The organism is Paraburkholderia yinzeri, from assembly GCF_046581065.1.
Lineage (GTDB): Bacteria > Pseudomonadota > Gammaproteobacteria > Burkholderiales > Burkholderiaceae > Paraburkholderia.
Window position 1 is genome coordinate 1,777,300 of record NZ_JBFOCJ010000001.1, and the last position, 14,941, is coordinate 1,792,240.

The window sequence follows — 14,941 nt, forward strand, 5'->3', positions numbered from 1 at the left end:
TCCGTATGCGCGTTGCTTTCGCGCTTGCGCCTGCCAGCACAAGGGTTCTGAGCGCCCGCGCGTTGGTGCGGCGGGCCGCGCACGGGACACGAGATCATCCCTCCATGTCTGCGCAACGCACGATTAACCTTTGCCGTTGACGCGAAAATTCTTAAATTTTCTTAAACGCAAAAAAAGCGAGTTCGAGTCCATTCGTTTGATTAATTCAATCGCGAATGCCGTTTTCGGGCGATTTACTGCCAGGTGCATATAAACCAGGGCGGTGGTGAACGTGGGCTCCCGCTGCTCGCTTTTGGTAGCTAATGTCCTGGAGGCCTGAAGAGGGGCGGGTGCCGGCACATGCTGCACGTTTTCGTGGTTTGCCGGTCGCGCAGCGGCGTCGATCTTTCTGCGGGAGAGGCTCGCGGGGCGCGAGCACCGATGAGCCGGTTGGCGCGCTTCGGGACCGTAGAAATGAGGCCGCAGAAAACAAAAAGCCCAGTCACGAGGACTGGGCTTTTTGCTTGATTCTTTTGGTGCCGGAAAGAGGAATCGAACCCCCGACCTTCGCATTACGAATGCGCTGCTCTACCGTCTGAGCTATTCCGGCATCAGAGAAGGAAGATTATAGGAAGGATTCACCGTATACACAAGCCCCTCCCGTGCCTTTTTCATTTTTTGGCTTCGTGATGGTAGCGGGTCACGCGCTCGACTTCGTTCTTCGATCCGAGAAACACCGCCACGCGCTCGTGCAGGCTCGTTGGTTGAACGTCGAGGATGCGCGCCTCGCCGTTCGTCGCCGCGCCGCCCGCCTGCTCGACGATGAAGGCCATCGGGTTCGCTTCGTACATGAGGCGCAGCTTGCCGGGCTTCGACGGATCGCGGCGGTCGGCCGGATACATGAAGATGCCGCCGCGGTTCAGGATGCGGTGCACGTCGGCAACCATCGAGGCGATCCAGCGCATGTTGAAGTTCTCGCCGCGCGGGCCGTCCTTGCCCGCATTCAGCTCGCCGATGTACTGCTGTACCGGCTCGTACCAGTGGCGTGCGTTCGAGGCGTTGATCGCGTATTCGCGCGTCTCCTCGGGGATGCGCATGTTGCTTTGCGTGAGCACCCACGAGCCCAGTTCGCGGTCGAGCGTGAAGCAGTTCACGCCGTTGCCGGTCGTGAGCACCAGCACGGTTTGCGGGCCGTACACGGCATAACCCGCCGCGACCTGCTTCGTGCCCGGCTGCAGGAACGAGGCTTCGGTGGGCTGCTGGCCGTCCGGGCAGCGCAGCACCGAAAAGATCGTGCCGATCGAGACGTTCACGTCGATATTCGACGAGCCGTCGAGCGGATCGAACACGAGCAGGTATTCGCCCTTCGGATAGTTGGCGGGGATCGGGAAGAAGGTTTCCATCTCTTCCGATGCCATTGCGGCGAGGTTGCCGCCCCACTCGTTGGCGTCGAGCAGGATTTCGTTCGAGAGGATGTCGAGGTTCTTCTGCACCTCGCCCTGGACGTTCTCGCTGCCGGCGGTGCCCAGTGCATCGCCCAGCGCGCCTTTGCTGACGTTGAAGCTGATCGCCTTGCAGGCGCGGGCGACGACTTCGATCAGGAGGCGCAGATCGGCGGGCAGATTGCGGTGCTCGCGCTGCTGCTCGATCAGGTACTTCGTGAGGGTGGTACGACGTTGCAAAGCCATTGCAGGACTCCGGAAAGGCTTGGGAATAATGCAATTCTACCCGCTCGACCTTGCACGGCCGGGGTGCGGCGGCGCGAAAAAAAATCGACAAAAAAGCCTGCCGGGAGGGCAGGCCTGCAGGGACTTCGCTGCGGCGCAGCCGCTGGGGCCGCGCCGCATTCCGGCCGGTTACGCCAGCGCTTTTTCGACGATCTCGCGCACATCGCGCGACTTCGCACCGGCTGCGACCTTCTCCAGCGCGGCGCGCATCGGTTCGCGCAGTGCCGGCGTAAAGCGGCGCCACAGTTCGAGGCTGCGCGCGAGGCGCGCGGCGACCTGCGGGTTGATCGCGTCGAGGGCAAGCACCTGCTCGGCCCAGAATGCGTAGCCCGAGCCGTCGGCCGCGTGGAACTGCGCGGGGTTCGCTGCGCAGAAGCTGAAGATCAGCGAGCGCGCGCGGTTCGGATTCTTCAGGTTGAACGCGGGATGGCGCATCAGCGCGCGCACGGTCTCGATCACCGGCCGCGCCGTGCTGCCGCGCTGCGCGGCCTGCAGCGCGAACCACTTGTCGATGACGAGCGGTTCCTTTTCGAAGCGCGCGTAGAAGTCTTCCAGCGCCTTGTTCGCGAAGTCGCCGCCCGTAGCCGCCGAGGCGTTCAGCAGTACCGAGAGCGCGGCCGCGCGGTCGGTCATGTTGTTCGCACCGTTGTATTGCGCGGTGGCGAGGCGTACGGCGTCGGCCGGATCGTCGAGTTCCGAGAGGTACGAGAGCGCGAGGTTCTTCAGCGCACGATGGCCGGCCGCCTCGGGTGTCGGCTCGTAGGCGCCCGGGGTGAGGTGCTTCTCATAAGCGGCGAGCCAGTCGGCCTTGAGCGCCGTGCCAAGACGCTTGCGCAGGAACTGGCGCGCTGCGTGCACGGCGGCCGGGTCCGATTCGGTCATCTGTTCGGCCAGGTACGTTTCCGACGGCAGCATCAGCGCGAGTTCGCGGAACGACGGCGAGAGCGCTTCGTCGTTGAGCACGCGGCGGAACGCGTCGATCACGTCGTCGGTGACTTCGAGGGGCTGGCCCGCGCGCGCGGCAAGCGCAAGCAGCTCGCGCGTAGCGAGGCGCTGGCCGGCTTCCCAGCGGTTGAACGGGTCGCTGTCGTGAGCGAGCAGGAAGGCCAGTTCGTCGTTGCCGTACTCGTACTCGACGATCACCGGCGCCGAGAAGTTGCGCAGGAGCGAGGGCAGCGGCTTCGCCGGCACGTCGACGAATGTAAAGGTCTGCTGGGACTCCGTGAGTTCGAGCACGCGCGTCGTGCCTTGCGCGTTCGTCTCGCCTTCGAGGCGCAGCGGCAGGTCCTTGCCGTCCGCGCCGATCAGGCCGATCGCGAACGGGATCAGGAGCGGCCCCGTCTGCGTTTCGCGCGCGGCCGGCGAGGCGTTGCCGTAGTCCTGCGCGAGGGTCACGGCATAACGCTTCTGCGCTTCGTCGTAGCGTGTCGTGACTGTCACGCGCGGCGTGCCCGCCTGGCTGTACCAGCGCTCGTACTGCGTGAGGTCGCGGCCGTTGGCGTCAGCCATGGCGGCGCGGAAGTCGTCGCAGGTCACGGCCTGCCCGTCATGGCGCTTGAAGTACAGGTCCATGCCCTTGCGAAAGCCTTCGCGGCCGAAGAACGTCTGATACATCCGCACGACTTCCGAGCCTTTCTCGTAGACCGTCATCGTGTAGAAGTTGTTGATCTCGACGTAGCTCTCGGGACGCACCGGATGCGCCATCGGCCCCGCGTCTTCGGCGAACTGCATCTGGCGCAGCACGCGCACGTCTTCGATGCGCTTCGTTGCGCGCGCCGCTTCGTTCTCGTCGCCGCCCGACATGGCCGCCGAGAACTCCTGGTCGCGGAATACCGTGAGGCCTTCCTTCAGGCTCAACTGGAACCAGTCGCGGCAGGTCACGCGGTTGCCGGTCCAGTTATGGAAGTACTCGTGGCCGACCACGGCTTCGATGTTGGCGAAGTCGACGTCCGTGGCCGTTTCGGGATTCGCCAGCACGTACTTCGTGTTGAAGATGTTGAGCCCCTTGTTCTCCATCGCGCCCATGTTGAAGTCGCTCACGGCGACGATCATGAAGCGGTCGAGATCGAGTTCGAGGCCGAAGCGCGCCTCGTCCCAGCGGATCGAGTGAATGAGCGAGTCCATTGCATGGCGCGTCTTGTCGAGGTCGTGCGGCTCGACCCAGACTTGCAGCAGCTTTTCCTTGCCCGAGCCGCTCTTGATGCGCTCTTCCAGCGCAACGAGCTTGCCCGCGACCAGCGCGAACAGGTAGCTCGGCTTGCGGAACGGATCTTCCCATTTTGCGTAATGGCGGCTGTCGGGCAGGTCGCCTTCCGCGATCAGGTTGCCGTTCGAGAGCAGTACCGGATACGTGGCCTTGTCGGCGCGCAGCGTGACTGTATAGGTGGCCATCACGTCCGGGCGGTCGAGGAACCACGTGATGCGGCGAAAGCCCTCGGCTTCGCACTGCGTAAAGAAGTTGCCGCCCGAAACGTAGAGGCCCGAAAGCGTCGTATTGGCCGCCGGGTCACAGGCGCCGGTGAGCGTGAGCTCGAAACGGTCGGGCACGTTCTCGACCGTCAGGCCATGCTCGTGCGCGTGCACATTCGCATACGGCTTGCCGTCGAGCGCCGCGCTCACGAACTCCAGTTGCTCCCCCATCAGTTCGAGGTGCGGCATAGCGGCGGCAGCGGGGTTGCGGCGAACGCGCAGCGTGCTTTTCACGATCGTGCGCTCAGGGACGAGGTCGAACTCGAGATCGACGGTATCGATCAGGAAAGCAGGTGGCGCGTAGTCGGCGCGGCGAATCACGTTGGGCGTGGCGGTCGTATCGGACATGGTCGGGTGGGATCTCGTCGAATGGGGCGTCGCGCCCGTTCTGCCGCTTGTGGGGCGCTGCTTTTGGGCGCTTGTGGCGCGGCGCATCGTCTCATTGTACAAAGGCTCGGCCGGCTTGTCCGGGTTGGCCGTGGAGGCGGGCGTCGGGTGCGGGGCTGCGCGCGAACTTTCCCCCATTTGCGCGAGTCAGTATGATCATCGGATTGCCGTGCCGGGGGTCGGGCGCTACCGCCTCGACCGCGCTTTCGACCAATAGACACGAGAAGACCATGAAGCATGACCGCTGGACCCGCCGCGCCCTGATGCTGCTGGCGGTGTTTGCCGTGACGCTGTCCGGCTGCACGACCTACGTGACGAGCCAGGTGACGGCCTTTTCGGCGTGGGAAGGCGGCAGCGACGCCACGCGCACGTACGCCTTTTCACGCAACCCCGACCAGAAGCACAGCATCGAGGAAGAGACCTACGAGCGCATGGTCGCCGACGGTCTGGCGCAGTATGCGTTCCGCCAGGTCGACGAACGGCAGGCGCGCTATCTGGTGGGCCTCGCCTACGGCAGCCGCATGGATCAGGTGACGGTGGCGCAGCCGGTGTTCTACAACCCGTGGCCGGCGCCGTACTGGGGGCCGTTCAATCCTTGGGGGGCGTGGGGGCCCTACGCGCCCGCGTACGTGAACCAGACCTATCCGGTCTATACGCACGCGCTTGGCATCCGCATCACCGACAAGGCGACGGGCAAGGAGCTCTATAACGTGACGGCGCGCACGTCCGGCGACGAGCCGTCGCTCGTGCGCGCGATGCCGTACCTCGCGCGCAGCGCACTCTCGAATTTCCCGCTGGCGAACGGTTCCGTGCAGGAAGTCAGGCTGCCGGTCGAGAAGAACGGCGGGGCGCCGAACGAAATGGCCGCACCGATGCCCGCTTCGGGCGCTCCCGCGGCGCAGTAGCCCCGCGCGCCCTGGCATGCCCGGCAGGGCAATCGAATGGCGGGCCGCCGCAGGTTTTCAGGCGGCGCCGCCTTTCGTTCCGATTATTCCGTCTAGATTCCCACGCCCATCACCGCCAGCACGCCGAGCACGACGAACATGACGGCGGCGATGCCGTGCACGAGCTTCGTCGGCAGCTTGTGGGCAAAGCGGTCGCCCAACAGGATGGCAGGCACGTTGGCGATCATCATGCCGAGCGTGGTGCCGCACACCACACCGAAGAAGTCGTGAAAGCGCGCGGCGAGCGCCACCGTGGCGATCTGCGTCTTGTCGCCCATCTCGGCGAGAAAGAAGGTCACGACGGTCGCGCCGAACACGCCCAGCCGCGAGCGGTTGACGTTGGCTTCGCCTTCGTCGAGCTTGTCGGGCACGAGTATCCATAAGCCCATGGCGACGAACGAGGCGGCCAGCGCCCAGCGCATCACGGAAGGCGTGACGAGCGCGCCGAGCCAGGTGCCGAGCGCGCCCGCGCCCGCGTGATTGACGAGGGTGGCGACCAGCACGCCAAGGATGATCGGCATGGGCTTGCGATAGCGCGCAGCAAGGACGAGCGAAAGCAGTTGCGTCTTGTCGCCAATTTCGGCAAGCGCGACGGCACCCGTGGAAACGAGAAAGGCTTGATCCATTTTCTGAAAGTCCTCGGGCCGAGATGAGTGCGAGCGACGACCCACAACCCGCCGGGCCCTGTTGCGGCGGTTATGGGTCATCGGTCTCGCCAGGCCAGAGGCTGCACCTGCCATGGCCGCGAAGGCCAAGTTTGTTGACAGGTGCCCCCGCGGATCGTGCGCCGGGCGCATGAGCCTTCGTGGAAGGCGTGTTGCGCAGCACGATGCGGGGCGGCTACTCCCCAATGAGCGGCGGATTATAGCACAGCGCTTTGCGCGCGCTCGCCGCGGCGATGCACGCGCTTGCCGGCCGCGTAGGTCTCATGGACCGCGCGGTCGTCGCCGAGCAGCGCCAGCGCGAACAGCAGTTCTTCGAGCGATTCCGCGCGGGCCGTGCGCCGCGCGAGCAGCGGGGTGGCCCGCGGGTCGAGCACGACGAAGTCGGCTTCGCTGCCCGGCGCGAGCGTGCCGATGGTGTCGGCCAGATCGAGCGCCTGCGCCGCGCCCGCCGTCGCGAGCCAGAACATGCGCGTGGCGGTGAGGTGGTGGCCGCCCATGCGCGCGACCTTGTGCGCTTCGTTCATGGTCTGCAGCATCGAGAACGACGTGCCGCCGCCTACGTCCGTCGCGAGCGTCACGGGCATGGCCGATTCGTCGGCCTTGTCGAAGTCGAACAGGCCGCTGCCGAGGAAGAGGTTCGAGGTCGGGCAGTGCGCCGCGACCGTGCCCGTCTGCGCCATGCGGCGGCGGTCTTCGTCATCGAGCCAGATGCAGTGGCCGTACACCGCGCGGCGACGCAGGAGTCCGTAATGATCGTAGACGTCGAGGTAGCTGCGATGGCGCGGGAACAGCTCGCTTACCCATTTCACCTCGTCGGGATTCTCGGCCACGTGGCTCTGGATGAAGATGTCCGGATGGGCTTTCGCGAGTGCCTGGCAGGCTTCGAGCTGCGCCTCGGTCGAGGTGGGCGCGAAGCGCGGCGTGAGCGCGTACATCTGGCGGCCGCGTTTGTGCCAGCGGCCGATCAGCTCGGCGCTGTCGTCGTAGCCCGTCTGCGGCGTGTCGCGCAGGAATTCGGGGCAATGGCGGTCCATCAGCACCTTGCCGGCGATCATGCGCAGGTTCTTGGCCTCGCTCGCGGAAAAGAGCGCATCGGCCGACTGCTTGTGCACCGTGCAATAGACGAGCGCCGTGGTCGTGCCGCTCGCGAGCAGTTCTTCGACGAAGAAGCGCGCCGTGTCCTCGGCCACCGCCTCCTTTTCGAAGCCGCGCTCGGTCGGGAACGTATACGTTTCCAGCCACGGCAGGAGGCCCGGCGCCGGCGACGTGATCATGTCGGTCTGCGGATAGTGGATGTGCGTGTCGATGAAGCCCGGGACGATCAGCTTGTCGCGCAGGTCATGGACGGCGGCGCCGTCGGCGACGAGGCCGGCGAGCGCGGACCACGCGCCCGAGGCGATCACGTGGCCGTCTTCGACGATCACGACGCCGTCTTCGTGAAAGACAGCGGCGTCGGACGATTGCGCGGGGTCGCCTTTGAACGTCAACAGTTTTGCGCGGTAAGCCGATTGAGTCATGGGAACTGCGTCTCCAAAATCTTCAGGTTTGAGTGAGGTTGAGATCCCTTATTTGCGCCGTCCCTGAAAAACGCGGCACGAGAGGGCCCACGGCCCGGCGCTTTCGTGCCGGTCCCTGCGGTGTACTGCTGCCCCGTGAGGGGCGCGTGAGTCAGTGCTTACGCGGTCGTGCTGCTCCAGTAGGCGTCGAGCTTCGCGATCAGCGCGGCGCGCTCTTCCGGGCTCACGAACGACGCTTCGAAGCCGTTGCGCAGGATCGTGTAGACCTCCTGATCGTTCAGCTTCAGTGCGTCGATGATCGCGGTGTAGTTCTCGTTGACGTAGCCGCCGAAGTAGGCGGGATCGTCGGAATTGACCGTGACCGCCACACCCTGGTCGAGCAGGTCCTTGAGCGTGTGCTTCGTCATGTCGTCGAACACGCACAGCTTGAGGTTCGAGAGCGGGCAGACCGTGAGCGCCACACGCGTGTCGGCAAGACGCGTGACGAGCGCCGCGTCCTCGATGCTGCGCACGCCATGGTCGACGCGGTCCACCTTCAGCAGGTCGAGCGCTTCGTAGATGTACGACGGCGGGCCTTCCTCGCCCGCGTGTGCAACGAGCTTCAGCCCCTTGGCACGAGCTTGCCCGAACACGCGCTCGAATTTCGAAGGCGGATGCCCGCGCTCGGACGAGTCGAGGCCCACGCCGATCAGGCGCGGGTAGCGGTCGAAGAGCGGCAGCGCGGCTTCGAAGGTGGCGAGCGCATCGGCTTCGCTCAGGTGGCGCAGGAAGCACAGGATCAGCTTGCTCGTGAGGCCGCGTTTTTCGGCGTCGGCGAGCGCACGGTCGATGCCCGCGACCACGGTTTCGATCGGCACGCCGCGTTCGGTGTGCGTCTGCGGATCGAAGAAAATTTCGGCGTGCACGACGTTGTCCGCGAGCGCGCGCTCGCAGTAGGCCATCGTCATGTCGTAGAAGTCCTGCTCCTTGAGCAGCACGCTCGCGCCCGCGTAGTAGATGTCCAGGAACGACTGCAGGTCGGTGAACGCGTAGGCGCGGCGCAGCGACTCGATCGAGTCGTAGGCGAGCTTCACTTGGTTGCGCTGCGCGAGCGCGAAGATCAGTTCGGGTTCGAGCGAGCCTTCGATATGGATGTGCAGCTCGGACTTCGGCGCGCGCGCGGCCTTTTCGGTGAGCGGGACGGCGGTGGTCGTGATGGTCATGGTTGGGTCGGTCCGTGGGTAGATGACATCACGCGGAATGGGCGAGGGCATGGGCTGCGTGCGCCTCGATCGCCTGCAGGAGCTGCGCGGCGGCCGAGATGGCGATCACTTCGGGCGACTTGTCCACGATGCCGTCGACGCCGAGCGGGCACTTCATCCGTGCAATCTGCAGCGGATCGATGCCGCGCGCGGCGAGCCGGTGCTCGAACTGCTTGCGCTTCGTGTGCGAGCCGATCATCCCGAAGAACACGTAGTCGCCACGGCGCAGGATGCGCTCGGCGAGTTCGAGGTCGAGCGAATGATCGTGCGTCATCACGATGAAGCTCGTGCCCGGCGGGGCGGTATCGACGGCTTCGTCCGGGGCGTCGTTCGCGTCGATTTCGACGTTGGGCGCCGCCAGCGCCGCGAACGCTTCGGGCGACGGAAACGCGGCGTCGCGCTCGTCCACCCAGCGCACGCGGCACGGCAGCGTGCCGAGCACACGCACGAGCGCCGCGCCCACGTGCCCCGCGCCGAACAGCACGACGGGGAAGTCGTTGGGCGCGATCGTTTCGGTGAGCAGCGCGCCGCCTTCGCCGTCGTGCGTGTCCCAGAGGAGGCAGTCGGGGGCTTCCACGCCCGGCTCCGGCTCGGACAGCAAGATGGGGTCGGCCGCCGCGGCGCTGCCCGCGCCGATCGGGCTCCCATTCCGCGAGGAGCGGAATGATACGCTACGCACGGTCGACGCGCCTGCCGCGAGGCGGCGCGCCAGCGTGGCGAGCCAGCCGAGGTCGCCCACGTCGACCCGCTCGAACGCGAGCACGACCGCGCCGCCGCAGCACTGGCCGAGGCTCGGGCCGAGCGCGAGCCGTTCGAGACGGCGCATGTTCGGCGCGCGCATGCCGTCGCGCAGCACCTGACGCGCGATCTCGATAGCCTTCCATTCGAGGTGGCCGCCGCCGATCGTGTGGCGCGCGGCCTCGCGCGTCACGATCATCTTCGTGCCCGCTTCGCGCGGCGCCGATCCTTCGACGCGCGCGACCGTCACGATCACGGCGGCGTCGCCGTGCGCGAGCAGTTGCTGCAGATCGGTCAGCCAGGCTTGCATCTTGCGGTTCTCCTTGCTTCAGGCGGCACGAAGGGCGCGCCGCCGGTTGATCCTGGTAACTTCGTCTTATGGCTTCGCGCCGGCCAGGCTTTCGGCTACCGGCGCTGCGTCGGCTTGCGCCATGGCACTTGTGCGCAAAGCGTCGAGTGCATCGAGTATCGCTTCGGGCGTTGCCGGCGCACGCAGCGAGGCGGCCTCGCGCGCCTCGGGCACCGCCGCGCCGATGGCGTCGCGGATCGCGAGAAACACCGAGAACGGCAGCAGAAGCGGCGGCTCGCCCACGGCCTTCGAGCGGAATACGGTCGGCTCCGCGTTGTCGTTGCGATAGAGCCGGGTCGTGAACGCGGCGGGCGTATCGCTGATCGCGGGGATCTTGTAGGTGGACGGCGCGTGCGTCATCAGGCGTCCTTCGCCGCTCCACCAGAGCTCCTCGGTCGTGAGCCAGCCCATTCCCTGGATGAACGCGCCTTCCACCTGGCCGATGTCGATGGCCGGATTGATCGACTGGCCGGCGTCGTGGAGCAGATCCGCGCGCACGAGTTTCCATTCGCCGGTCAGCGTATCGACGACCACTTCGGACACGGCCGCGCCATAGGCGAAGTAATAGAACGGATGGCCCGTGAGCGTGCGCGCATCCCAGTGAACTTTCGGCGTCGCGTAGAAGCCGTCCGACCAGAGCTGCACGCGTTTCATATACGCGCGCTCGACGAACTCCGCGAACGCTACCGAGACACCGTTCGTGCGAACCGCACCGTCTTCGAACACGACGGCATCGGGCGTACCGCCGTACTCGGCGGCGGCGAGCCCGGCGAGGCGTGCGCGGATGGTCAGCGCGGCCGCTTCCGCGGCCTTGCCGTTCAGGTCGCTGCCGGTCGAGGCCGCGGTTGCCGAAGTATTGGCCACCTTCGACGTATCGGTCGCGCTCACGCGCACGCGCGCCAGCGGCAGTCCGAACGTGCCGGCCACGACCTGGGCGACCTTGGTGTTGAGTCCCTGTCCCATTTCGGTGCCGCCGTGATTCACGAGCACCGAGCCGTCGCGATAAACATGCACGAGCGCGCCGGCCTGGTTCAGGTGCGGCACGTTGAACGAGATGCCGAACTTCACCGGAGTAAAGGCGATGCCGCGCTTGAGGACCGAGTTCGAGCGGTTCCAGGCCGCGAGCGCCGCGCGCCTCTCGCGGTAGCGGCTCGAGGCGAGCAATTCGTCGGTGAGCGGCGCGAGGACGTTATCCTCCACGGGTTGGCCATAGGGCGTGACGTCGCGTTCGCCGATGCCGTAGTAGTTCGCGCGCCGCACGTCGAGCGGATCGCGGTTCAGCCTCTTCGCGATGCTGTCGAGCATCACTTCCATCACGAGCGCGCCTTGCGGGCCGCCGAAGCCGCGGAACGCGGTGTTCGACTGCGTGTTCGTCTTGCAGCAAAGCGCCACGATCTCGACGTCGGAGAGGAAGTAGGCGTTGTCGAAGTGGCAGACCGCGCGCGTCGCCACCGCACCGGAGAGGTCGGCGGAATAGCCCGCGCGCAGCGCGATTTCCACGCGCGCGCCGAGCAAACGCCCCTCGTCGTCGAAGCCGGCTTCGTATTCGTAAAGCGCGTCGTGGCGCTTGCCCGTGATCATGAAGTCGTCGTCGCGGTCGGCGCGCAGCTTCACCGGGCGGCCGGTCTTGTGGGCCGCGAGCGCGGCGACGCAGGCGAAGACGGCCGACTGCGATTCCTTGCCGCCGAAGCCGCCGCCCATGCGCCGGCATTCGCACGCGACGCGATGCGCGGGCCAGTCCAGCAGATGGGCCACGACCTGTTGCATCTCGCTCGGGTGCTGCGTCGAACTGTGGACCAGCATGCCGTCCTGTTCCTGCGGCAATGCGTAGGCAACCTGACCTTCCAGATAGAACTGCTCCTGGCCGCCCACGGCGAACGTGCCGGTAATGCGGTGCGGCGCCGCCGCGATCCGCTCCGCGGGTGCGCCGCGCGTGAGATGCAGCGGCGGCAGCACGTAGTGCTGCCTGGCGCGCGCCTCGGCGATGGAGAGCACCGGTTCGAGCGGCTCGTAGCGCACCACGTCGTCGCTCGCGGCAAGCGACGCGGCACGGCGCGCCAGATCCTGGCTCGTCGCGATCACCGCGAAGACGGGCTGCCCGAGGTATTGCACCGTGCCGTCCGCGAGTACCGGATCGTCGTGCAGCACGGGGCCGCAATTGTTCTCGCCGGGGATGTCGGCAGCACTGAGCACCGCGACTACGCCCGGCGCTTCGCTCACGCGGCGCAGGTCGAGCGACACGATGCGCGCGTGTGCGTGGCGCGAGAGTCCGAGCGCCGCGTGCAAGGTGCCTTGCACCTCGGGGATGTCGTCGGTGTAGCGGGCCTCGCCGCTCACGTGCAGTTCCGCGGATTCGTGCGGCAGCGACGCACCCAGCGCCGAGTGGGCCAACCGCGCTGCGGCCCCGGCGACGCTCGCGACAAACGGTTCGGACTGTCGGTTCATGGCGTTTCTCCCGCGGCGAGGATGGCGTCGTCCTCGAAGCCGTCGCCGGCGCCGAAGGCGAACGCATTGACGTCGCAGAGCGCGAGCGGAGCGTCGTCGCGGGTCTCCAGCCAGCAGCGCCACAGCAGGTTGCGCGCGACTTTCAGGCGATAGGCGGCGCTCGCGCGCAGGTCGGTGAGCGGCTGGTAGTCGGCCGCGAGGGCGTCCATCGCGCGCCGCGCCGTGGCTTCGTCCCAGCGCGCACCGGTCAATGCGGCTTCGGTGCGCGCGCCGCGCAAAGGCGTCGCGGCCATGCCGCCGAACGCCACGCGCGCCTTCGCGATGACGCCGTCTTCGCCGACGTCGAGCGCGAACGCCGCGCATACGGCCGAAATGTCCTGGTCGTAGCGTTTCGAGATCTTGTACGTGCGAAAACGCAGCGTGGACGTGGGGCGCGGCACGCGGATCGACTCGACGAACTCGCCCGGCGCAAGTGCCGTCTTCTGATAGCCGGTGTAGAAGGCGGCGAGCGGCAGCGTGCGCTCCGCGTTGGCCCGGCGCAGCACGAGTTGCGTGTCGAGCGCGAGCAGCACGGGCATCGAATCGCCGATGGGCGAGCCGTTCGCGACGTTGCCGCCCAGCGTTCCGGCGTTGCGGATCGGCAGCGATGCAAAGCGGGCCCAGAGTTCGGCGAGTTCGGGGTAGTCGATCGTCAGCGCCGCGTAGGCTTCTTCGAGCGGCACCGCGGCGCCGATCGTCAAGGCCTCGGCATCGGTCGCGAGGTCGCGCAGTTCGGCGACGTTGCCGGTATAGATCAGATCGCCCAGCTCGCGAAACTGCTTCGTGACCCACAGGCCAACGTCGGTGCTGCCGGCAAGCACGCGCGCCTGCGGCCGTTCCGCGCGCAGCTTCGCGAACTCGCCGAGCGTGCGCGGGGCGAAGAACGTCGCTTCGCCGCCGGCCACGCTCTTTGCGCGGTATTCGAACGTGCCGTCGCGCGCGAGCGCGCGCAGGGCGTCTTCGATGGCCGGGCGGTCGAGCGCGGTGCGCGGGTAGTCGAACATGCGCTGGGCGGCGTCGACGATGGGCCGGTAGCCGGTGCAGCGGCACAGGTTGCCAGAAAGGGCCTGATTGATCTCGTCGCGCGTGGGCAGGCCGGCGCTGGCCGGCTGGCGTTCGTAGAGCGCCCACAGCGACATCGCGAAGCCCGGCGTGCAGAAACCGCACTGCGACGCATGGCAGTCGACGAGAGCTTGCTGGACGGGGTGGAGCGTGCCGTCGGCGGCGCGCAGGTCTTCCACGGTGAAGAGCGCGCGGCCGTCGAGCGTAGGCAGGAACTGGATGCAGGCGTTGACCGCCTTGAGCGCGAGTCGTCCCTCGTCGTCGAGTTCTCCGACGACCACCGTGCACGCGCCGCAATCGCCTTCGGCACAGCCTTCCTTCGTGCCACAGGCGTGCAGATCCTCGCGCAGGTGCTGCAGCACGGTGCGCGTGACCGGCACGTCGCGCACCTCGTGCACGGCGCCCCGGCGCAGGAATCGGATGGTTTGCGTTGTCATGGTGAAACCCGGGAGACATTGCGGATCAGGCGCGCGTTACGCAGGGGGCGTGCCAAAGCCGGCCTCGCGCACGTAGATCGCCATCCAGTTCCGAAGATAGCACTGCTTGCGTCGGGAAAGTATTACCCGCGCATGATGGGGGTTATCACGCTGCCGTCATGGCAGCGGGCGCGGTGCTCCGGCCCTTTGCGAGGATTCCGGTGGTGGGGTGCAGGGCGGGGCGTTGCCGGAATGCCGCTCGTGGGCGGCTACGGCGGTGAGCAAGACGGGGCAAACGCAGGGCGCGGATGCCGGACTGGAACGGCGGTACGGTACCGCCGTGGATGCGCCAGTCCCGGTGAGGTCCGGAAGCCCGGGCGGAACATCGCTGCCGCGGGCCTCCGGCTGTCGCTCAGCGACGGAGGCCGGGCCAGGACACCTGGCGGCGGCGATTGCGCCAGAGGCTCAGGAATACCAGAACAAAGATGCAGAGGAACGCGACCAGCGACCACGCGGGCACCGACAGGCCGAGGATCGGCGGATAGACGGTTTCGCACAGGCCCTGGACCTTGAAGACCCCGGGCAGCCATTGCGCGGGCGGCAGCCCATCGATGATCGGCTGGAGCGTGTCGAAGCCGCAGCTAAAGCTCGGAAACGCCTGCACCCAGACGAGCCGCGCCGCGGCGACGATGCCGCCCGCAGCGGACAGCACGACCAGCCCTTCGAGCAGGCGTACGCCGCGCCAGCTCGACAGGCGCGCGCCGAGGAACGCGAAGATCGCGATCAGCGCGAAGAAGTAGCGCTGGAGGATGCACAGCGGGCAGGGATCTTCGTGCTCGACATATTGCATGTAGAGCGCGCCGCCCAGCAGCGCAAGAGAGATGAGGCAAAGAAGGACCAGCAGGCGGCGCTCGCGGCGCAACAGCGCGTTATCGTCGTTCATGTCGCTCGATTTTTCGGTTT

At 66.8% G+C, this 14,941-nt stretch carries 10 protein-coding genes, 1 tRNA gene and 1 riboswitch; of the genes, 1 reads left to right on the forward strand and 10 read right to left on the reverse strand.

Features of this window, described 5'->3' with window-relative positions:
• Window positions 1–513: 513 nt before the first annotated feature.
• The 3 genes from WJ542_RS08545 to pepN all read right to left on the reverse strand — a co-directional run bounded on the left by WJ542_RS08545 (window position 514) and on the right by pepN (window position 4,523).
• Window positions 514–589: transfer RNA gene (locus WJ542_RS08545), tRNA-Thr, on the reverse strand.
• Window positions 590–650: 61 nt separating this feature from the next.
• Complete coding sequence (locus WJ542_RS08550) at window positions 651–1,667, reverse strand: class 1 fructose-bisphosphatase (RefSeq protein ID WP_411188890.1); 1,017 nt, start codon at window positions 1,665–1,667, stop codon at window positions 651–653.
• Between the two features lie 168 nt (window positions 1,668–1,835).
• A complete protein-coding gene (gene pepN / locus WJ542_RS08555) occupies window positions 1,836–4,523 on the reverse strand; it encodes an aminopeptidase N (protein ID WP_411188891.1) in 2,688 nt (895 codons plus the stop codon).
• A gap of 269 nt (window positions 4,524–4,792) precedes the next feature.
• Between pepN and WJ542_RS08560 the strand changes: the two genes are divergently transcribed.
• Window positions 4,793–5,467 (forward strand): DUF4136 domain-containing protein, encoded by a 675-nt coding sequence (locus WJ542_RS08560; protein ID WP_411188892.1) that lies wholly within the window; start codon window positions 4,793–4,795, stop codon window positions 5,465–5,467.
• A 92-nt stretch (window positions 5,468–5,559) separates the two neighbouring features.
• On the opposite strand, the gene WJ542_RS08565 is transcribed toward WJ542_RS08560, so the two are convergent.
• The 7 genes from WJ542_RS08565 to WJ542_RS08595 form a co-directional block, all read right to left on the reverse strand.
• The gene (locus WJ542_RS08565) at window positions 5,560–6,132 is read right to left on the reverse strand and encodes a TMEM165/GDT1 family protein (RefSeq protein WP_411188893.1); all 573 of its coding nucleotides are present in this window, start codon (window positions 6,130–6,132) and stop codon (window positions 5,560–5,562) included.
• Window positions 6,133–6,138: 6 nt separating this feature from the next.
• Window positions 6,139–6,367, reverse strand: a riboswitch (yybP-ykoY riboswitch).
• Window position 6,368: 1 nt separating this feature from the next.
• A complete protein-coding gene (guaD, locus tag WJ542_RS08570; RefSeq protein WP_411188894.1) occupies window positions 6,369–7,688 on the reverse strand; it encodes a guanine deaminase in 1,320 nt (439 codons plus the stop codon).
• Between the two features lie 158 nt (window positions 7,689–7,846).
• On the reverse strand, window positions 7,847–8,890 hold the full coding sequence (locus WJ542_RS08575) for an adenosine deaminase (RefSeq protein WP_411188895.1): 1,044 nt from the start codon (window positions 8,888–8,890) through the stop codon (window positions 7,847–7,849).
• 28 nt (window positions 8,891–8,918) lie between these two features.
• The gene (gene xdhC / locus WJ542_RS08580; protein WP_411188896.1) at window positions 8,919–9,977 is read right to left on the reverse strand and encodes a xanthine dehydrogenase accessory protein XdhC; all 1,059 of its coding nucleotides are present in this window, start codon (window positions 9,975–9,977) and stop codon (window positions 8,919–8,921) included.
• A 66-nt stretch (window positions 9,978–10,043) separates the two neighbouring features.
• A complete protein-coding gene (gene xdhB / locus WJ542_RS08585; protein ID WP_411188897.1) occupies window positions 10,044–12,461 on the reverse strand; it encodes a xanthine dehydrogenase molybdopterin binding subunit in 2,418 nt (805 codons plus the stop codon).
• On the reverse strand, window positions 12,458–13,999 hold the full coding sequence (gene xdhA / locus WJ542_RS08590) for a xanthine dehydrogenase small subunit (protein WP_411188898.1): 1,542 nt from the start codon (window positions 13,997–13,999) through the stop codon (window positions 12,458–12,460). The genes xdhB and xdhA overlap by 4 nt, the downstream gene beginning before the upstream one ends.
• A 391-nt stretch (window positions 14,000–14,390) precedes the next feature.
• Window positions 14,391–14,921, reverse strand: coding sequence for a disulfide bond formation protein B (locus WJ542_RS08595; protein ID WP_411188899.1), 531 nt, complete (start codon window positions 14,919–14,921; stop codon window positions 14,391–14,393).
• Between the last annotated feature and the right edge of the window lie 20 nt (window positions 14,922–14,941).